At 74.7% G+C, this 18,298-nt stretch carries 19 protein-coding genes and 1 pseudogene; 9 read left to right on the forward strand and 11 right to left on the reverse strand.

The features are described from left to right. On the reverse strand, positions 1-243 hold a 243-nt coding region (locus tag AB0E96_RS24510; protein ID WP_359827353.1), incomplete at its 3' end, for a CHAD domain-containing protein. A 220-nt stretch (positions 244-463) separates the two neighbouring features. Here AB0E96_RS24510 and AB0E96_RS24515 point away from each other — a divergent pair. From AB0E96_RS24515 to AB0E96_RS24525, 3 genes are all read left to right on the forward strand, one after another. After that, the gene (locus tag AB0E96_RS24515) at positions 464-1,138 is read left to right on the forward strand and encodes a hypothetical protein (protein WP_359827354.1); all 675 of its coding nucleotides are present in this window, start codon (positions 464-466) and stop codon (positions 1,136-1,138) included. Positions 1,139-1,364: 226 nt separating this feature from the next. Next, complete coding sequence (locus AB0E96_RS24520) at positions 1,365-2,162, forward strand: thioredoxin domain-containing protein (protein WP_359827356.1); 798 nt, start codon at positions 1,365-1,367, stop codon at positions 2,160-2,162. Positions 2,163-2,287: 125 nt separating this feature from the next. After that, entirely contained in the window at positions 2,288-2,938 is a 651-nt protein-coding gene (locus tag AB0E96_RS24525; RefSeq protein WP_359827357.1) for a vitamin K epoxide reductase family protein, read from the forward strand. A 7-nt stretch (positions 2,939-2,945) separates the two neighbouring features. Here the strand turns inward: AB0E96_RS24525 and AB0E96_RS24530 are convergent, their stop codons facing one another. From AB0E96_RS24530 to AB0E96_RS24545, 4 genes are all read right to left on the reverse strand, one after another. Continuing rightward, positions 2,946-3,446 (reverse strand): NUDIX hydrolase, encoded by a 501-nt coding sequence (locus AB0E96_RS24530; protein WP_359827358.1) that lies wholly within the window; start codon positions 3,444-3,446, stop codon positions 2,946-2,948. A gap of 109 nt (positions 3,447-3,555) precedes the next feature. Beyond that, a complete protein-coding gene (locus AB0E96_RS24535; RefSeq protein WP_359827360.1) occupies positions 3,556-4,629 on the reverse strand; it encodes a serine hydrolase domain-containing protein in 1,074 nt (357 codons plus the stop codon). Positions 4,630-4,694: 65 nt separating this feature from the next. After that, positions 4,695-5,210: a GNAT family N-acetyltransferase gene (locus tag AB0E96_RS24540; protein WP_359827361.1), complete on the reverse strand. Its 516-nt coding sequence runs from the start codon at positions 5,208-5,210 to the stop codon at positions 4,695-4,697. 24 nt (positions 5,211-5,234) lie between these two features. Further along, positions 5,235-5,666 carry an ankyrin repeat domain-containing protein gene (locus AB0E96_RS24545; protein ID WP_359827362.1) on the reverse strand — a complete coding sequence of 144 codons (432 nt, stop codon included), beginning with the start codon at positions 5,664-5,666 and terminating at the stop codon, positions 5,235-5,237. Between the two features lie 396 nt (positions 5,667-6,062). On the opposite strand from AB0E96_RS24545, the gene AB0E96_RS24550 reads away from it, so the two are divergent. The 3 genes from AB0E96_RS24550 to AB0E96_RS24560 all read left to right on the forward strand — a co-directional run bounded on the left by AB0E96_RS24550 (position 6,063) and on the right by AB0E96_RS24560 (position 8,668). Continuing rightward, positions 6,063-6,257 (forward strand): hypothetical protein, encoded by a 195-nt coding sequence (locus tag AB0E96_RS24550; protein ID WP_359827363.1) that lies wholly within the window; start codon positions 6,063-6,065, stop codon positions 6,255-6,257. 110 nt (positions 6,258-6,367) lie between these two features. After that, complete coding sequence (locus AB0E96_RS24555; RefSeq protein WP_359827364.1) at positions 6,368-7,981, forward strand: hypothetical protein; 1,614 nt, start codon at positions 6,368-6,370, stop codon at positions 7,979-7,981. A 312-nt stretch (positions 7,982-8,293) separates the two neighbouring features. After that, complete coding sequence (locus tag AB0E96_RS24560; protein ID WP_049655293.1) at positions 8,294-8,668, forward strand: RNA polymerase-binding protein RbpA; 375 nt, start codon at positions 8,294-8,296, stop codon at positions 8,666-8,668. A 186-nt stretch (positions 8,669-8,854) separates the two neighbouring features. On the opposite strand, the gene fxsA is transcribed toward AB0E96_RS24560, so the two are convergent. The 5 genes from fxsA to AB0E96_RS24585 form a co-directional block, all read right to left on the reverse strand. Next, a complete protein-coding gene (gene fxsA / locus AB0E96_RS24565) occupies positions 8,855-9,433 on the reverse strand; it encodes an FxsA family membrane protein (protein WP_359827366.1) in 579 nt (192 codons plus the stop codon). Between the two features lie 55 nt (positions 9,434-9,488). Then, positions 9,489-11,135 (reverse strand): apolipoprotein N-acyltransferase, encoded by a 1,647-nt coding sequence (gene lnt, locus AB0E96_RS24570; protein ID WP_359827368.1) that lies wholly within the window; start codon positions 11,133-11,135, stop codon positions 9,489-9,491. Between the two features lie 112 nt (positions 11,136-11,247). Further along, positions 11,248-11,520: a hypothetical protein gene (locus tag AB0E96_RS24575; RefSeq protein WP_359827370.1), complete on the reverse strand. Its 273-nt coding sequence runs from the start codon at positions 11,518-11,520 to the stop codon at positions 11,248-11,250. Between the two features lie 276 nt (positions 11,521-11,796). Beyond that, positions 11,797-13,404, reverse strand: a complete 1,608-nt coding sequence (locus AB0E96_RS24580) for an amidohydrolase family protein (protein WP_359827372.1) — start codon at positions 13,402-13,404, stop codon at positions 11,797-11,799. A 51-nt stretch (positions 13,405-13,455) separates the two neighbouring features. Beyond that, the gene (locus AB0E96_RS24585) at positions 13,456-13,896 is read right to left on the reverse strand and encodes an Lrp/AsnC family transcriptional regulator (RefSeq protein WP_045694655.1); all 441 of its coding nucleotides are present in this window, start codon (positions 13,894-13,896) and stop codon (positions 13,456-13,458) included. A gap of 229 nt (positions 13,897-14,125) precedes the next feature. Here AB0E96_RS24585 and AB0E96_RS24590 point away from each other — a divergent pair, with 229 nt between their 5' ends. Continuing rightward, positions 14,126-14,647 (forward strand): hypothetical protein, encoded by a 522-nt coding sequence (locus tag AB0E96_RS24590; protein WP_359827373.1) that lies wholly within the window; start codon positions 14,126-14,128, stop codon positions 14,645-14,647. A gap of 83 nt (positions 14,648-14,730) precedes the next feature. On the opposite strand, the gene AB0E96_RS24595 is transcribed toward AB0E96_RS24590, so the two are convergent. Next, positions 14,731-15,894 carry an acyl-CoA dehydrogenase family protein gene (locus AB0E96_RS24595; RefSeq protein WP_359827375.1) on the reverse strand — a complete coding sequence of 388 codons (1,164 nt, stop codon included), beginning with the start codon at positions 15,892-15,894 and terminating at the stop codon, positions 14,731-14,733. Positions 15,895-16,160: 266 nt separating this feature from the next. On the opposite strand from AB0E96_RS24595, the gene AB0E96_RS24600 reads away from it, so the two are divergent. Further along, positions 16,161-16,763, forward strand: coding sequence for a hypothetical protein (locus tag AB0E96_RS24600; protein WP_359827376.1), 603 nt, complete (start codon positions 16,161-16,163; stop codon positions 16,761-16,763). A gap of 388 nt (positions 16,764-17,151) precedes the next feature. Then, positions 17,152-17,847 (forward strand): annotated as a pseudogene (locus AB0E96_RS24605) (CbxX/CfqX); the annotation flags it as partial. Positions 17,848-18,298 lie beyond the last annotated feature (451 nt).

Here is an 18,298-nt window from a genome sequence, read left to right on the forward strand (position 1 = left end):
GGCCCCGCCGAGGGCGGCGGCGAGCCAGCGCAGCTCGGCGGCCAGCTCGTCGGTGGCGCCGGGGGCGAACAGCCGCCGGAAGGTCCGCAGGGCGCTGCGCAGTCGCCGGCAGGCCACCCGCATCCGGTGCACGGCGTCCGGTTCGTCGGCCCGGACGGCGTCGTCCAGGCCGGCCAGCACCACCGCCTGGGCCTCGATGCGGGCCAGCAGCACCTGTCCCACCGTGGTCTCGGGTTTCGCCATGTGCGCTCGCCCCCTCGTCGGGTCAGCGGTCCGTGGTCAGCGGTCCGTGGTCAGCGGGAACGCCTTCCAGGCTAATCCGCGGACGGCCGCTGTCGACCGGGCGGACGACCCCGACGGACACGCCGGCGAGCGACCTCGCAGGCTACTGAGCGCACGTCAGCCGGAACAGGGACCTACGGGCCCTCGTCCCGGACCCGAACGCCATGACATACTCCGGAGCGTGACGACCTCCTCCCACACGACCAGGGCCCTGCGGGCCGCGGTGTTCACCGCGCTCGCCGTGCCCATGGCCGCGTTGGGCCAGGTGGTCATCACGGGCCGCCCGCTGCCGCTGTCGTTGGTGGCCTCGGCCGGCGCCGTCGTCTTCCTGGTCGCGGCCGTGCTGGCCGGCGGGGAGCGGCGGCTGCTGCACATCTCCGGCGTGATGGTGCCGGTCGAGCTGCTGCTCAACACGACCTTCAACCTGGGTCAGGCCGGCTGTTCGCCGGTGCTGACCGGCCAGGTGCCCGCCCGCGGGGTGAACCTGCTGGTGTGCGGCGGCGGTTCGGTGGACGGTTCACTGCTGGCCGGCCCGCTGGGCCACGCCGGGCAGTTGGCCCCCGCCGCGACCCAGCTGCTGCTCCTGCTGGTGCACCTGGTGATCGCCCTGGCGGCCTCGGCCTGGCTGCGGATGGGCGATGCCGCCCTGTCCGGCCTGGCGAGGGCACTGCGCGCCCTGCGCGCCTCGCTGGCCGCTCCGCTGCGCGCCCTGGTCGTCCTGCTGCTCCCGGCTCCGGTGCGTCCGGTGCTGCGGGTGCCGCTGCCGGTGTCGGACCGTGCCCGGCCGCGCCGCGAGGACGTGGTGCTGAGCCCGGCGCCCCGGCGCGGCCCGCCCGCCTTCGCGCCTGCCTGCTGATCACCGGTCCGGCCTGACCACCGGCCGTACCCGATCACCGAGCCGAGCCGAGCCGACCTCCGGTCCCACCTGACCACCGGTCCCGGCCGATCGACGCCCGTACCCGGCCGGACGGCCCCGGTACGCCCGCAGGCAGTGCGCACGACTCCCGCGTTCACCGACCCCGCCGCACCGTGTGCGGCCACCCGCGCGCACCCGCGCGCCGCGTACAGGAGTTGACTCCCCCATGTCGCAGGACAAGAACAAGAAGCGCATCACCGCCCGTGAGCGGATGCAGGAGGCGAAGCGCGTCGAGCAGCAGGCCGCCAAGCGCCGTCAGCGGATCGTCGTGACGGTCTCCGCGGTCGCCGTCCTGGCCCTCGTCGGCGGTGTCGCCTTCGCGATCTCCTCGGCCTCGGACAAGAACGACAAGTCGTCCGCCGCGGCGGCGCTGGTCGTGCCGGCGAACACCTCCGGCCCGGACGGCACCGTGATCACGTACGGCAAGGCCGACGCGCCGCACACCATGGCGATCTACGAGGACTTCCGCTGCCCGGTCTGCAAGCACTTCGAGGCGGCGAACGGCGAGACCGTCAAGAAGCTCACCGAGGACGGCCAGATCAAGGTGGAGTTCCACCTGGCGGCCTTCCTGGACAAGAACCTGGGCGGCAAGGGCTCGCGCACCGCGCTGGCCGCCATCGGCGCCGCGCTGAACGAGGGCGTGGACCAGTTCAAGGCGTTCCACGACGTGCTGTACGCCAACCAGCCGGACGAGCGCGAGGACGGCTTCGGCGACGTCAACCACCTCCTGGACCTGGCCGGCCAGGTGCCCGGTCTGAAGACGGACGCCTTCGTGAAGGCCGTCACCGACAAGACGTACGCCCCGTGGGCGGCCAAGGTCTCCGACGCGTTCAACGACAGCGGGGTGACCGGCACCCCGACCGTCAAGGTCGACGGCAAGCAGATCACCCTGTTCGCCGGCAACGCCGTGGTCTCGCCCGACCAGTTCACCGCGCAGGTGAAGCAGGCCGCCGGCCTCCAGTAGGCCCTGTCGCCGCACCACCCACCGCACCACCGCACCACCGCACCACCGCACGTACGGCACCACCCGGCCCGGCCGAACTCCCGGCCGGGCCGGCTCCTCCCAGCCAGTCACCGGAGTGTGCTGCCATGACCGCCGCTACCACCGTGCACCCGCCCCGCCCCGCCCCCGACGACGCCGGCCGGGCCCCGGTCGGCTCCGGCCGAGCCTACGCCCTCGTGCTGTTCCTCGGCGGGCTGGTCGGGCTGGCCGCCTCGGCCGTCCTGACCTTCGACAAGCTCCGCCTCCTGGAGAACCCCTCCTACGTCCCCAACTGCAACATCAACCCGATCATCAGCTGCGGTTCGGTGATGCGCACCGAGCAGGCGGAGGTCTTCGGCTTCCCCAACCCGCTGCTCGGGCTGGCCGCCTTCGGCGCGCTGACGGCGATCGGCGCGGGGCTGCTCGCCGGTGCCGCCTACCGGCGCTGGTTCTGGCTGGGTCTGAACGCGGGCACCGCGGTGGGCGTGGTGTTCGCGCACTGGCTGATCTACCAGGCGCTGTACGACATCGGCGCGCTCTGCCCGTACTGCATGGTGGTGTGGGCCACGGTGGTGGTGCTGTTCTGGTACACCACGCTGCACAACCTGCGCTCGGGCGTGATCCCGGTGGGCCCGCGGCTGGAGGTTGCCGCCCGGGAGGCGGCCCGCTACCACTGGGCGCTGCCGGTGCTGTGGGCGGCGGTGATCGCGCTGCTGATCCTCAACCGGTTCTGGTACTACTGGAGCACGCTCCTCTGAGCGGCCGTCACCCCACGTACCCGTCCGAGTGCAGCAGGGCGGCGGCGCCCGTCCGCCGGGCCTCCAGGGCCCCGGTGAGCCGGCGCGCCGCACCGGGCTGCAGCAGGACGGCCGCCTGGGCCGGGGTGAAGTAGCCGTGGTCGGCGATCTCCTCGGCCTGGGCCCGGACCACCGCGCCGGCCGGGACCGTCCCGCCGTCGAACATGAACTGCACCGCGGGGTGGGCGTGTTCACCCTGGTCGGGGATCGCGTCGCGCCACTCGACCACGAGCAGGCGCAGCGGCCCGGCCAACAGCCCCGTCTCCTCGTGGAGTTCGCGGGCCGCGCACTCGGCGGGCCCCTCCCCCGGATCCATCCCGCCGCCGGGGAACTGCCACTGGTCGCGGTAACTCGCCTTCAGCAGCAGGACCTTGCCCGCCTCGTCGGTGAGCAGCACGCTGCACCCGACGTAGGCGCGCACCATTCCGGCGAGCCACTCGTCCTCCGAGAGTGCCCAGGTGTCCGTCATCGCGCCTCCTCCGCCGACTGCCGCCCTCGGGGACAAATCTGCCGCGATCCCCGGCCGCCAAACGGCGGTTCGCGCCGATTCCACCCGAATGAGTGCCGCCGGACGCTCCCTAACCGAACACGGCCCGCCGGAAGGCGTTGCGCAGGTCGGTGAGCTCCTGGATCCCCCGGTCGTAGTGGACCTTGTTGGTGAGCAGCAGGGCCCAGCGGCCGAGCCGCCGGGACACCCAGAAGCCGGTGCCGGTGAAGCCGTAGTGGACGAAGGTGCCCTCGGCCGGGTCGGTGCCGGGGGCGTGCAGCCAGGACAGGCCGCGGGCGGGGGCGAGGCCGCCGGTCTGCTCGCGCAGCGACTCCTCGATCCACGCCCCGCCCCAGGGCAGTCCGGGCGGCGGGGCGAGCAGCGCGGTGAGGAAGCGGGCGAGGTCCCGGGCGGTGGAGAAGGCGCCGGCGTTGCCGGAGACCCCGCCGAGCAGCCGGGCCGAGGGGTCGTGGACGACGCCGCACAGGTGGGCGCCGGCCGCCTCCTCGTACTCGGTGGGCGCGGTACGGGCGGTCAGCGCGGCGCCGAGCGGGCCGTAGCGGGTGTCGGCCATCCCGAGCGGCTTCCAGGCCCAGCGCGCGGCGAGCTCGTCCAGCGGGGCGCCGCCGAGGTCCTCGACGAGGTGGGTGAGCAGCACGGCGGCGCGGTCGGTGTACTCGACGGCCGTGCCCGGCGGCCGGTGCAGCGGCGCGGCGATCACCCCGGCCCGGATCGCCGAGGGCTCGCGCCCGTAGAGCTGCTCGAAGCGGGTGTACGGGAGCATTCCCGCGGTGTGGACGAGGAGTTGACGAGCCGTCACCTCGCCTGCGGGGTGCCCGGCGGACGGCGCCCACCAGTGGCCGAGCGGCTCGTCCAGCGGGAGCCGCCCGGACTGCCGCAGCACCCCGGCGCAGGGCCAGAGCGCGACGACCTTGGTGAGGCTGGCGAGGTCGTACAGGGTGTCCGGCCCGGGCCGCAGCCGCGCGTACGGCCCCTGCCCGAGTACGCCGTGGCTGCCACCGCCGAGGGTGCCGCCGGCGTCGCCGACGGCCCAGACGGCACCCGCTCCGACGGTCCGCGCGCCGGCCCCGACCAGCCGGTCCAGCTCGCCGCCGGGCGCGGCCAGGCCGGGCAGCCGGTCGACTCCGGGCGTTCCGCGGCTCATCCGTCCCCCTCCTCGGGTCCGCCGGCCCCTCGGGCCGACGGGAGGCTACCCGGCGCGGCCGCCGCTCAGACCGCCGGAGCGAGCTCCTTGCCGAGGCAGATGCTCTGCGGGTGGTCCTTGTAGATGCCGAACTTGCGGATCGCGGCGTAGCCCTCGGACTCGTACAGCGCGACGGCCTCGGGCTGCTCGGTGCCGGTCTCCAGGATGAAGCGGGTCCGCCCGGCCTGCGCCGCGGTCCGCTCCAGGCGGCCCAGCACCGCGCGGGCCAGGCCGCGGCCGCGGGCCGCCGGGACCACGAACATCCGCTTGACCTCGGCGTCGCCGTCGCGCAGTCCGTCCTCGCCGGCCTGCTTGGCCCGCCAGCCGCCGCAGGCGACGGGGCGGCCGTCCAGGTAGGCGATCAGGAACAGGCCGGCCGGCGCCTCGAAGTCCTCGGGGCGCATGACGGTCTCGTCCGGGTCGCCGTAGCGGCGCACGTACTCCTGCTGCACCTCAGCCGACAGGGCCTGGGCGTCGGGGTGCGCGTAGCCGGTGATGCGGAACTCGACGGTGCCGGTGGCCTGGGCGGTGCTGGTGCTCATGGTGGAAGAGCGTACGGCCAACGCTCAGCGGACCTCGAACCGGGCGACCAGGTCGTCCTTGCCGAACATCCGGGCGGTGTCCACGGCGCTCGGGGTGCCGGCCCGCGGGTCCGCGCCGCCGGCCAGCAGGACGTCGAGCACGTCCGTCGCGCCCTTGAAGACGGCGCCGGCGAGCGGGGTCTGGCCGCGGTCGTTGGCGCGGTTCGGGTCGGCGCCGTGCCGGAGCAGCTCCGCGACGGTGGCGGCGTGGCCGTGGTACGCGGCGAGCATGACCAGGGTGTCGCCGCGGTCGTTGGTGAGGTCGGCGGGGGCGCCCGCGGCCAGGTAGCCGGACAGGGTGTCGGTCTCCCCGGCCCGGGCGGCGTCGAAGAGCTTCCCGGCGAGCGCGATCACGTCGGCGTCGGGGACATCGGCGCCGGGGGCGTCGGCGGGCTGCTGGCTGGCGGCGTCGGTCATGGCGGGCGGCCTTTCCGGTCGGGTCGTCGGGCGGTCTGGGGCTGCGCCCAGGGCACGGTAGCGGCCGGTGCCGGAACGGGCCAGCGGGCGTCCGGAATCCGGATGACGGCCCGCGCCCGCCACGACACGCGGCCGCGCGCGTTGCGCAGCCATTCGAGCGAACTTCCCGGACCCCCCGGAAACTTCCCGCCCGCCGTCCGGGAATGCCTCGGCACACCGAATCCCCGCGAGGCCCGGCCGGCATCCCGGCCGGTCCGCATACCGCCACCCCGCCATCGGAGCGGTATTGGCGGGCAGAACCACCCATTTGCGCCGTTCCATCATCTATTACTTTTTGTCACGATTGGTGCACTTTCTGTAACACCCCTGCTTGTCCCCCTTCCTGAGGAGCGGAACGTGATCCTCTCGATTTCCGGCATCGTCCTGTTCGGCACCATCGCCTTTCTCTTCTTCCGCCGGGACGGACTAAAGGTCTCCCACGCCATCGTCTGCGCCCTCTTCGGCTTCTACATCGCCGGCTCCTCGATCGCACCGAGCATCACCGCGGGCGGCGCGAGCCTCGCCAGCCTGCTCAGCGGCATCAAGTTCTAGCCGCCCCCACTCTCCCCCGTACCGGCCCGGGCGCGGATCCCACCGCCCCCGGGCCCCGTCGTTCCCCACCTGCGCCACCCCACCCGTCCCACCGCCCGGGGAGTCAAGGAATGCCGCTCCACCGCCACCTCAGCAAGGGCCGCGCGATCGCCCGGACCGCCGGGGACCACGCCTCCGACATGTTCGCCCCGCTGTCCGTCATCGCCCGCGGCCTGCGCCACCACGCCGACTGGGCCAGGTCCCGCTGGCAGGACACCCCGAAGGAGCGCCGCGGACCGACGCTGTTCCTGACGGCCGCCATGGCGATCGGCGTCTACCTGCTGCCACACGGCCTGCTGTTCGCGCTGATCGCCCTGATGGCCAGCGCCGCCTGGGCCGGCCGGACCCCGCGGGCGGCACCCGCCCCGCCCGCGCCGGACGTCGCCGACGTCAAGCTCGCCGCCCTCTACTCGGCGCTCACCCCGTACCTGTGCGGCCCCGAGGACGCCAATCCGCTGTACCACTTCGAGGGCAGCTACAAGAGCGCCTTCGGCGGCTGGGAGTTCGACGGCGAGGGCCGGCTCGCCCGGCTGGAGATGACCTACCCCGCGTACTTCACCGACACCGAGCCGACCGCCCGGGCCAGGATCGAGCAGGTGGTCCAGGGCAAGGCCGGCCGGGCCCGCGAATACCGCTTCGACTGGGACGAGGAGTCCAACCGGCTGCGGGTCACCGCCCTCGCCCCGCTGCCCACCGACGTGGCGGCCCAGCGCTTCGTGGCCGCACCCGGCGAGATCGTGCTGGGCTTCACCGACGAGGACGGCACCGCCCGGACCATCCCCGTCACCCGGGGCGGCACGACCGTCCAGCAGCCGCCCGTGGTCTGGCGCACCGGCCCGCGCTCCGCCGAGCCGCACCTGCTGGTGCTCGGTGCCACCGGCTACGGCACCTCCAGCCTGCTGCGCTCGATCGCCCTCCAGGCCCTCCCGTACGGCGACCTGGTGGTGGTCGACGGGGCGGGCACCGGCGAGCACGCCTGCCTGGTGAACCGGCCCGGCGTGCACACCGTCGAGACCAGCCTGCACGGCGCGCTGGCCGCCCTGGACTGGGCCGTCGGCGAGACCGAGCGGCGGCTCGCCGCGCTCAACGCCGCCCGGCACGCCGGCGGCGCCCCGCCCGAGGACGTCACCCGGCCGCTGTGGCTGCTGCTGGACCACCCGACCGAGCTGAGCGAGCTCGCCCAGGCCGAGGGCCGCCCCGACCCGCAGGACCTGCTGGAGCTGCCGCTGCGGCACGGCCGGGCGGCCCGGGTCACCGTGGTGGTCGCCGACGACCTCGCAGCCCGGGACCGGATCACCCCCAGTGTCCGCGCGACCACCCGGGCCCGCGTGGTGCTCGGCCCGGTCGGCCCCGACGAGGGGCGCGACGCGCTCGGCGCGCCGCTGGACATCGCACCCGCCGCCCACGCCCCGGTCGGCCGCGGCTACGCCCGGATCGGCAACGGCCTCCCGGTCCGGCTCCAGGTGCCCGCCACCGTCGACCCGCTGGACGACGAGGCCCCCGCGCCGCTGCGGGACGCGGTGATCGCCCTGCTGCCGCACCGGGACAGCCGGACGGAGGCGGCCGCCGCGCCGCCCCGCCCGGAGCACCCGCCCGTGGTCCCCGCAGCCGAGCCGGCCGCGCCGGGCCACCCGGTCGACCTGGCCAAGGGCGAGCCGATGATCCGTTCACGGCCGATCTCCTGACCGCCGGGCCGACCCGCCTCCCGGGCCGGTTCCCCCCGCTCCTCGGACGGGGGCGGCGACCACCGCCGAATCCCCTCCCGGTACGCTCGTCACGGAAAGTCCCCACGATCACCAGATGTGAAATAGGTGACACCTGGGGCGATATCACCGGCCAGATGTGACAAATCGGGCGCAGGTGGGTACAAACAGGGGCGGCACTACAGACGACGCATGTCCCGGGACGGGAATCTTCGTCGGAAGCCGAGCGTTGACCGAACGACGAAGAACAGCGACCACTAGTCCTGTGGGCCATAAGCCCGGGAGGCACGATTCATGAGCGAGCGAGCTCTCCGCGGCACGCGACTCGGGGCCACTAGCTACGAGACCGACCGTGGTATCGATCTGGCTCCCCGCCAGACCGTCGAGTACGCATGTCAGAACGGACACCGTTTCGAGGTTCCTTTCTCGGTCGAGGCGGAGATCCCCGCGACCTGGGAATGCCGCTTCTGCGGCCAGGAAGCGGCACTTCTCGACGGCGACGAGCCGGAGGAGAAGAAGATCAAGCCGACGCGCACCCATTGGGACATGCTGATGGAGCGCCGGACGCGCGAGGAGCTGGAGGAGGTGCTGGCCGAACGGCTGGCCGTGCTCCGCTCCGGTGGGATGAACCTCGCGGTGCACCCGCGGGACACCCGTAAGAGCGCCTGACACCTCGCTCCCGCCACGAGCGGGAGGACGCGAAAAGGGACCCTGGCCACCAGGGTCCCTTTCGCGTTGTCCGGGGCCGTCCGCCCTCGTCCGGGGCCGTCCTCCGGTCCTCCGGACCGTCGCGCGGGCCGTCCGGGCAGCCGGACGCCCGGGGGCGGCGGGCGCCCCCGGGTGCGGCCGGTCCGGTCAGCCGGCGATCGGCGGGCGGTAGGTGGTGTCCGGGCCCTGCGGGCCGCGCGGGCCGGGCTCCCCGTCCACGACCTCGCCCTGGATCACCTTGCCGTCCGGGCGGTGGATGCGCATCTGCTCCTGGAGCCGCATCGCGTCCGCGAACGCGTCCGCGCCGACGCCGGAGGTGCTGCGCAGCGCCTTGTCCGCAGCCCGGCGCCCCAGCGCCCGCCACAGCGCCCGGGTGGGCGGGAAGAGCAGGGTCAGGGCCAACAGGTCCGACAGGAAGCCGGGGACGATCAGCAGCAGGCCGGCCAGCACCGTCATGCTGGTTCCGGTCTGCGGCTGCTCGGACTGCGGGTTCTTGCTCTGCTCGATCGCCGCCGACAGCGCCTTCAGCCCGGCCCGCTTGATCAGCGAACCGCCGATCAGGGCGCCCGCGATGAGCAGCAGCAGGACGGTGAAGCCGCCCAGCCACGAGCCGACCTGGACCAGCAGCCAGATCTCCAGCACCAGCCAGGCGGTCATCAGCAGCGGCAGCACCCGGCGCAGCCTGCTACGCGGGGCCGGACGGGTGGGGGTAGCTTGCTGGGTCACGGTACGAATCCACTCCAAGCGGTGCTCTGCGCGCCGCACGGGAGGTCCGGGCCGGCTACGGCACCACCTGGTCCAACGATTCCTGCGCGGCGGGTGTTCCGGCGGCGGCCTTCTTGCGGCGGCCGATCAGCACGGCAGCGCCGCAGGCCAGCAGGCCTCCGACGGCCAGCGTCCACTCCGGGGCGGCGCCGACCCGGTCGGCCACCGTGGTGCCGTCGCGCAGCGGGACGGTGGCCGACAGCTCGGCCGGCGTCAGCTCCTCGGTGCGCTGCCGGACGCCGCCGTCCGGGCCGATCACCGCGCTGATGCCGCTGGTGGCGGCGATCAGCACCGCCCGGCCGTGCTCGACGGCCCGCAGCCGGCTCATCGCCAGCTGCTGCTCGGGCTGGCCGGTCCGGGCGTAGGTGGCGTTGTTGGTCTGGACGACCAGGACCCGGGCGCCGCTGTCCACGGTGTCGCGGACGATCTCGTCGTACGCGACCTCGAAGCAGATCACGTCGCCGATCCTGGCCGGGCCGAGCTGCATCACGCCGTTGTGGTCGCCGGGGTAGAAGTCCCGGGCGACCCGCTGGAGGCGGGTGATCACCTTCATCAGCTGGTCGCGGAAGGGCACGTACTCGCCGAACGGAACGGGGTGCTGCTTGGTGTAGGAGGCGCCGGGACCGGTGACCGGGTCCCAGACGATGCCCTCGTTCTGGACGTGCTGGGCGTCCGGGCCGTCCACCAGGGTGCCGACCAGGGTGGGCACGCCGATCGCCCGGACCGCCTCGTCGATCCGCTGCCGGGCCAGCGGGTCGCTGAACGGGTCGAGGTCCGAGGAGTTCTCCGGCCAGATCACGATGTCGGGGCGCTCGACCTTGCCGGCCCTGACGTCGGCGGCGAGCCGCTCGGTGGCCGCGGCGTGGTTGTTGAGGACCATCATCGGGCGGCCCAGGAAGTCCATCCCCGGGTTGGGCACGTTGCCCTGGACGATGGCGACCTTGACGGTGTCGGCGGCGGCCGTGGGCACCGGGACGAGGTAGCCGGCCAGCAGCGCGGCCACCGCGCCGAGCGCCGCCAGCGCGGCCGCCCTCGGGGCCTTCCCCGGCCCGCGCAGCCGCAGCGCGGCCCAGGCCAGCAGGGTGCCGGAGAGGGCGACCGCGAAGGTCACCAGCGGGGCACCGCCGAGCGCGGCCAGCGGGGTGTACGGGGTCGCGGTGTTGGCGAAGGCGAGCCGGCCCCAGGGGAAGCCGCCGAGCGGCAGCCGGTCCCGGGCCCACTCCTGGGTGACCCACAGGCAGGCCGCCCAGAGCGGCGCGCCGGGCAGCCGGGAGGCGACGGCCAGGGCGCCGCCGAGCAGGGCCAGGAACAGCGCCTCCACGACGGACAGGCCGATCGTGGCGTCCCAGCCGACCACCCGCAGCCAGCTGAGCAGCATCAGGAAGAACGGCAGGCCGAAGGCGAAGCCGGTCCACAGGCCCTGGCGGAAGGTACGGCCCCGGGTCAGCAGCGAGAGCGCGGCGACACCGAGCAGCGACAGCGGCCACAGGTCGTAGGGCGGGAAGGCGAGCGCCAGCAGCAGGCCGGCCAGGGCGGCGAGGCCGGTCCGGGGCAGCCCGGCCCGGACCTTGGCGAGTGCGCGGGCTCCGCGGCCGGGTCGGGACGCCGGCTCCGGCGGCTCGGGGACGGCCTCGGGCCGTTCCTTGGTGACGGGAGTGGCCACCGGCGCACCATCTTCCTGGGGCTTGCTGTTCGGACGCTGTGCGAAGAAGGTACCCCGGAACGTCGGTGACCCGTGAGGTCAGGGTGGTAGGGCCCGGCCGGCCGGCCCCGGGTCAGCGCGGGGCGTAGCGGACCCTGCGCAGCGGCCGGTGCCCGGCGAGCCAGTCGGAGACGGCACGGTACAGCGGGGCGTCCGGGTGCGCGCGGTCGGCCCGGGCCCAGGAGCTGACCGGGACCGCGGACGGGTCCTCGCGGTCCGGGCAGATGTGGACGCAGCCGATCACCTCGTCCCGGTCGGGCTCCAGGACGGTGTGGGCGAAGCCGGTCCGGGCCTCGAAGTCGGCCGCGTGCCGGCGCAGGTCACCGAGGTTCTGCTCCAGCGGCATGCCCTCGGCGGGGGGCGGCGGCGGCCGGCCCAGCCGGGGGTGGCGCGGATGCGGGCGATGGAGCGGGGGTCTTCCGGTGGGGACCGCCGCACACCCGGTGCTGCCCACCGGAGCCCCCCACGGTCCAGGCGGCGTGGTCGGAGGCGTTGTGCCGCTCGCCCAGGGGCTCCAGGCGGAACTCCGGGGCGAGCAGCTCGCGCGGGACGGTGAAGCCGGCGGGTACCAGGTCGGTCGTGCGATCAACCCGGGCCGCGCCCGCACGCCGTTCCGCAGGATTCAGCGCCGGTAGACCGTGCGGCCGCGGACCACGGTGCGCAGGCAGGTCGGCAGCGGGTGGCCCGGGGTGAGGTCGGGCAGGCCGGGGGTGCCGGAGCGCGGGTCGGTGGACCAGCCCGCCACCCGGGAGTCGGGGGCCTGGACGACCAGTTCGCCGGCCGCCCAGATCGCGAAGCTGGCGACGGCGCCGGGGACGAGCACGCCGTCCTGGTCCCGGCCGACGGCGCGCCAGCCGCCCCGGGTGTGGGCGGTGAAGGCGGCCCGCACCGAGATCCGGTGGTCCAGGGTCCGGTGGAAGGCGGCGGCGCGGACGGTGCCCCAGGGGTCGAGCGGGGTGACCGGGGCGTCCGAGCCGAAGGCCAGCGGGACGCCGGCCCGCAGCAGCGCGGCGAAGGGGTTGAGGGCGGCCGCCCGCTCAGCGCCCAGGCGCTGGACGTACATGCCCTCGGGCCCGCCCCAGGCGGCGTCGAACGCGGGCTGGACGGAGGCGGTCAGGCCGAGCTCGGTGAAGGCGGCGACGGCCGCGTCGTCGAGCGCCTCGGCGTGCTCGACGCGGTGGCGCAGCGCCTTGACCCGGTCGGCTCCGACCTTGGTGCCGGCCGCCCGGACGCCCTCGATCACGGCGGCGACGGCCGCGTCGCCGATGGCGTGGAACCCGGCCTGGAGCCCGGCCTCGGTGCAGGCGGCGACGTGGTCGGCGACCTGCTCGGCGGTCAGGTAGGAGGTGCCGGTGTGCTCGGCGTCGGCGTACGGGGCGTGCAGGCACGCGGTGTGCGAGCCGAGCGCGCCGTCCACGAAGAGGTCGCCGCCGGCGCCCACCGCGCCGAGCCTGCGGGCGGTCTCCACCCCGCCCAACTCGCCCCAGTAGCCGAATACTTCGGGCCCGTCTCCTTCGGCGGCCAGGGCCAGCAGGGCGGTCAGGTCGGCCTCGGAGGAGATCTCCGGGCCGGCGCACTCGTGCAGGGCGCCGATGCCGAGCTCGGCGGCGCGGGCGAGGGTCGCGCGCTGGGCCTGGCGGCGCTGCTCGGGGGTGAGGCGGGCCAGCGCGGTCTGCCGCACGGCGTGGTGGGCGTCCTTGGTGAGCGGGCCCTCGGGGTCGAAGCCGGGCGCCTCGGCCAGGCCCTCGGTGAGGGTGCGCAGCGCGGTGGTAGCCAGCGCGGAGTGCACGTCGGTGCGGGAGAGGTAGAGCGCTGCGCCGCGGGCGGCGGCGTCGAGTTCGGCGAGCGTGGGCGGGCGGCCCTCGGGCCAGCCGGTCTCGTCCCAGCCGTGGCCGATCAGCACCCCGCCGGACTCCGGCCGGGCGTCGACGAAGGCGGTGACGGCGGCCAGGGTGGCCGCCAGCGAGGGGCTGCCGGTGAGGTCGAGGCCGGTGAGCGCCAGGCCGGTGGCGGTGGCGTGCACGTGGGCGTCCACGAAGGCGGGGGTGACCAGGGCTCCGTCCAGCTCGACGATCTCGTCGGCGGTCGCGGCGTACGCCTCGGCGGCGCCGTCACTGCCGACCCAGGCGACGTGCCCGCCTTCCACGAGCATCGCGGTGGCGAAGGGGTCGGCGGGGCTGTAGACGGCGCCGCCGCGCAGCAGGACGGTTCGTGAGGTGCGTTCGGTCATGTCGCCAAGTCTGCACGTCACCGGTTCCTCCGCGGAGACCGGCCCGCGGTTTCAGAGCTTCGGGGGCCGCGCCTCGTAGGGGGTGGACAGGACGACGGTGGTGCGGGTGGAGACGCCTGCGGCGCTGCGGATGCGGGCGAGCAGGTCCTCCAGGTCGCCGGGGGCGCCGACGCGGACCTTGAGTATGTAGTTCTCGTCGCCGGCGACGCTGTGGCAGGCCTCGATCTCGGGCAGGCCGGCCAGCCGTTCCGGGGTGTCGTCCGGGGCGCTCGGGTCGAAGGGTTTGACCGAGATGAACGCCGTCAGTGCCAGGTCGACGGCGTCGGGGTCGATGATCGCGGTGTAGCCGCGGATCACCCCGCGCTGTTCGAGGCGGCGCACCCGCTGGTGCACCGCCGAGGTGGACAGGCCGGTGGCCTTGCCCAGGTCCGTGTAGCTCATCCGGCCGTCCTCTAGGAGCAGCTGGACGATGCGTTGGTCGAGATCCTCCACAGTGCGCAAACCTACCCGGTCGGGAGCACGGGGGGCGCACGAGGTGGCACGGGGCAGGATCGCAGGTGCCGGGCGGGCACATGCCGGGCGAATGTGGCATCCGGTGTGGCCAAGGACACACCCGGTGCATCACGGTGCGCGAGACCGCAGGGTTATGAGTCCGGATCGCAGGGAAGTGCTGGTTGTGGCCCTGGACGACCACGCCGGGCCCGATCCTAGGGGGATCCTCATGCCTGCTACTGACCAGCGCGTGCTGGGCGCCGACGAGACCGACGATATGACCGACCGCGAGGACCTCGCGGTCGACCACATGCCGGGCACCGACCCCGGCGAGGCGGAGAACTGGGACATCTTCCGGGTCGACTGCCCGGAGTGCCGGCGGCCGATCGCCCTGGTGGCGGACGAGGACCGGCTTCCGCAGCACGCACTGCTGCCGACCGCCTGGAACCCCTTCGCCCCCGCGATCTGCCCGGGCTCGGGCGCGCCGACGGACGACCTGGCCGAGGTCGAGGCCCCGGAGGACGCCGAACCGGCCGGCTTCGACGCGCTGTTCAAGCTCCCGAGCGGGCTGGACTGGCGCACCCAGCCGTTCTCGCACGCCGTCGCCCACCGCCCGGTGCGGCTCTCCGCGGTCCCCCAGGGCGCCCCGGTGGCGCCCGCCGCCCCGACGGTCGCGGCGCTGCGGTCCGCCATCCCGGAGCAGCGCCGCCGTCGTCCGGCGCTGACCGGCCGCGCCGCCAGGGCGAGCTGACGCCCCGCCAGGACGGGCGAACGCCTCCGGCCGTCACTCCGCACCCTGGAGTGACGGCCGGAGGCCGTGTGGGGGGGAGGGCGTCAGCCCTTCGTGAGGTGCCGGCCGATCACCAGGCGCTGGATCTGGTTGGTGCCCTCGACGATCTGCAGCACCTTGGCCTCGCGCATGTAGCGCTCGGCCGGGAAGTCCTGGGTGTAGCCGTAGCCGCCGAGCACCTGGACGGCGTCGGTGGTGACCCGCATCACCGCGTCGGTGCAGAACAGCTTGGCCATCGCCGCCTCCTTGGAGAACGGCCGGCCGGCGTCCTTCAGCCGGGCCGCGGCCAGGTAGAGCGAGCGGCCGGCCTCGATCTGGGTGGCCATGTCGGCGAGCATGAACGACAGGCCCTGGAAGTCGGCGATCGGACGACCGAACTGGCGCCGGGTGCGGGCGTAGTCCACCGCGAGGTCGAGCGCGGCCTGGGCCACGCCTATCGCGCAGGCGGCGATGCCGAGGCGGCCGGAGTCCAGCGCGGCGAGCGCGATCTGGAAGCCCTGCCCCTCCTCGCCGATCAGCCGCTCGCGGGGCACCCGGGCGCCGTCGAAGTGCAACTGCGCGGTGGGCGAGGAGCGCATGCCCATCTTGTGCTCGGGCGGCGCCGCGGACAGGCCCTGCTGGGTGCCGGGGACGAGCAGGCAGCTGATGCCCTTGGGCCCGTCGGCGCCGGTGCGCACCAGGGCGCTGTAGAAGTCGGCCCGGCCCCCGTGGGTGATCCACGCCTTGGTGCCGTTCACGACGTACGCGTCGCCGTCGAGGTCGGCGCGGGTGCGCAGCGCGGCCGCGTCGGAGCCGGACTGCGGCTCGGAGAGGCAGTAGGCGCCCAGCTGCTCGCCGGAGAGCATGGCGGGCAGCCAGGCGTCGCGCTGCTCGTCGGTGCCGAAGGTGGCCAGCGCGTGGCAGGACAGGGTGTGCACGCTGACGCCGAGGCCGACGGCCAGCCAGCCGCTCGCGAGCTCCTCCAGGACCTGCAGGTAGACCTCGTAGGGCTGTTCGCCGCCGCCGTGCTTCTCGTCGTACGGCAGGGAGAGCAGGCCGGCCTCGCCGAGGGTGCGGAAGACCTCCCGCGGGAAGCGGCCGGCGGCCTCGTCCTCGGCCGCGCGCGGCTGGAGTTCGCGCTGGACCAGCTCCCGGGTGAGGCTCAGCAGCTCACGGGCCTCCTCGCTCGGCAGCTGGCGCTCCACGGCTTTCACAGGGGAGGGGGTCATGGCGGCGGTCGCCTCCTCGATCGGGCGCCGGGCCGAGGTGTCGGGCGGTCCGGCGTGGGGTGCGGCTGGTCGGACCGACCGGCACCGGGTTGCGGTGAACGGCCGTTCACAGTCGTGGCGAAGGCGAGTATGCCCGAATCCCGGGCCGCCGTCACGACCTGCACTGATGAACTGGACGCAGTGGCGGGCTACGGCACCGTAGGGTTGACGTTGTGGCTGTATTCGAACCTTTCCGCCCCCCGTTCCGGCCCGCCGAGGACGCCCGGTTGAGCGTGCTCGCGGCCGAGCTGCGCGCACTGCCGCCCTCCTGCGGGCCGGTGCGGCTGGTCGCGGTGGACGGGCACGCGGGTTCCGGCAAGACGACCTTCGCCGGGCGGCTGGCGGCGGCGCTGGGCGGGGCGCCGGTGGTCCACCTCGACGACCTGGCCACCCACGAGCAGCCCTTCGAGTGGACCGAACGGCTGCGCGAGCAGGTGCTGGAGCCGCTGGCGGCCGGGCGGGACGCCGAGTACCGGGTGTACGACTGGACGCTGCGCCGCTTCGCGGGCACGGCCGCGGTGCCGGCCGCCCCGGTGGTACTGGTGGAGGGGGTCGGCGCCGGACGGCGGGCGGTGCGGCCGTGGCTGGCGCGGGTGGTCTGGATGGAGCTGGACGCCGTCTCGGCCCGGCGCCGCGGGGAGGAGCGGGACGGTCCGGAACTGGCCGAGTTCTGGGCGGGCTGGGCCCGGGCCGAATCGGCGCATTTCGCCGCCGACCCGAGCCGTCCGTACGCCGCGACGCGGGTCGACGGGGTGACCGGCCGGATCGCCGCGGGCACCGTCGGTGAATCTTCAACCATCGCCTTGACCTGCGACATCGCCAGGATCTAGGTTCTCCTCAGCCACCGGAACGAAAGATTCCGGTCGCCTCGGACCCGGCGCCCCCGGCTTGTTCCCCCGTGAGCCGGGGGCGCCGCCCGGTCCCCTTCCGAAACTCGCTCCCCCGCCGCCGCTTCCGTCGCCCGGCCGCTCAACGGGCGCTCGCGCGATCGCATTTGACCCTGTGCGGCACCCTTCCGGATCAGCGCCGCGCCGGTACGATTCCTGGCAGGCGCACATGCGCCGCACAGGTCTACGACCACCGGCCGGGCTGGGCACGGGCGACTCGCCGGCCGAGCCCCGGGCCGCACCGCGGGGGGCGTGAGTGACGACGGTGGACAGTTCCGACAGCACGGCGGGCGGGCCGGACCGGCTCGCCGACCGCGCCTGGCTGCGCGCCATGGACGCCTACACGGCCGGTGCGTACACCCGGGCCGAGGAGGAGTTCCGGGCCGCCGTCCGGCTGGACCCGGGCATGGCGGACGCCTGGCTCGGGCTGCACGCGCTGCGCAGCGACACCTCGGCCGCGCTGCTCGCCATGTACCGCCACCAGAAACGGTTCGGCGAGCAGCGACGGCTGCACCGACGGCCGCTCAGTTCCTGGTACTGGCTGGGCTGGTGGGTGCAGCCGGTGCTGGAGGACGCCCGCGACCTCGCGCTGGCGCACGCCTCGCACTGGCTGGACGGCCGCCACCTGGCCGAGCTGGACCGGGCGTTGGAGCAGTGCCCGGCGCCCAGCGAGGACCCGTCCGCCCGCTTCCTGTACGCCTGCCGGTCCTACCTGCTCAAGGACTGGGAGCAGCTGATCCGGGACACCGACCGCCTGCTGGACGACCCGCTGCTCGGCATCGAGGCCGGACTGTTCGCCGGCATGGCGCGGGTGCGCCTCGACATGTGCGCCCAGGCGCAGGCCCCGCTCGCCGCCTCACTGGCCCGCTGCCGCTCCGAGCAGCCGCAGCGCAAGGAACTGCGGTACTGGCTGGCCCGGGCGTACGAGGGAGCCGGGCGCAGCGCCGCGGCGCTGCCGCTCTACCGGGCGGTGCACCGGGCGGACCCGGCGTTCATGGACACCGCGGCGCGGCTGGCGGCCATAGCGGCCGAGGACGCGCTCGCGGACGGCCTCACCGACGGCCTGGACGGGCTCGTGGACGGCCTGTCGGCGGGCGGGCGACCGGGGACGGCCGACGCCGCACCCGGCGGGCCGGGCCTCGACCCCGGCTACCCGGACGAGACCGGCTTCGCCGGGATGCCGGGGTACGGCGGGGAGTTCGGGGACTCGGGCGGGCCGAGCGGCGCGACCGTCTCCGGCGACGGGGTGTCGACCGCCGGGGTTCCGGACGGCGGGCCGCTCTCCGGGCCCCTCGGCGGACCGCTCGGCGGTCTGCCCTCCGGCGGCGGGCCCTCGGTGGACGCCGGACTGGTCGACGCCGGGCTGCCGGACGGGCCCCCGGCGGTCGACACCGCACGGGTACTTCGAGCGCAGGACGAGCCAGGGACCGCGCTGGTGGGTCTTGATCTCGTCCAGCGTGGTCTCGATCTCCCAGCGC

It is taken from the genome of Kitasatospora sp. NPDC036755, assembly GCF_040636595.1.
Taxonomy (GTDB): Bacteria; Actinomycetota; Actinomycetes; order Streptomycetales; family Streptomycetaceae; genus Kitasatospora.

Bases quoted from the DNA above. Each gene is read 5' to 3' on its own strand.
- AB0E96_RS24520 (WP_359827356.1), top strand. From the start codon at position 1,365: ATGTCGCAGGACAAGAACAAGAAGCGCATCACCGCCCGTGAGCGGATG.
- AB0E96_RS24525 (WP_359827357.1), top strand. From the start codon at position 2,288: ATGACCGCCGCTACCACCGTGCACCCGCCCCGCCCCGCCCCCGACGAC.
- AB0E96_RS24530 (WP_359827358.1), bottom strand. From the start codon at position 3,446: ATGACGGACACCTGGGCACTCTCGGAGGACGAGTGGCTCGCCGGAATG.
- AB0E96_RS24535 (WP_359827360.1), bottom strand. From the start codon at position 4,629: ATGAGCCGCGGAACGCCCGGAGTCGACCGGCTGCCCGGCCTGGCCGCG.
- AB0E96_RS24540 (WP_359827361.1), bottom strand. From the start codon at position 5,210: ATGAGCACCAGCACCGCCCAGGCCACCGGCACCGTCGAGTTCCGCATC.
- AB0E96_RS24545 (WP_359827362.1), bottom strand. From the start codon at position 5,666: ATGACCGACGCCGCCAGCCAGCAGCCCGCCGACGCCCCCGGCGCCGAT.
- AB0E96_RS24555 (WP_359827364.1), top strand. From the start codon at position 6,368: ATGCCGCTCCACCGCCACCTCAGCAAGGGCCGCGCGATCGCCCGGACC.
- AB0E96_RS24560 (WP_049655293.1), top strand. From the start codon at position 8,294: ATGAGCGAGCGAGCTCTCCGCGGCACGCGACTCGGGGCCACTAGCTAC.
- AB0E96_RS24575 (WP_359827370.1), bottom strand. From the start codon at position 11,520: ATGCCGCTGGAGCAGAACCTCGGTGACCTGCGCCGGCACGCGGCCGAC.
- AB0E96_RS24580 (WP_359827372.1), bottom strand. From the start codon at position 13,404: ATGACCGAACGCACCTCACGAACCGTCCTGCTGCGCGGCGGCGCCGTC.
- AB0E96_RS24590 (WP_359827373.1), top strand. From the start codon at position 14,126: ATGCCTGCTACTGACCAGCGCGTGCTGGGCGCCGACGAGACCGACGAT.
- AB0E96_RS24595 (WP_359827375.1), bottom strand. From the start codon at position 15,894: ATGACCCCCTCCCCTGTGAAAGCCGTGGAGCGCCAGCTGCCGAGCGAG.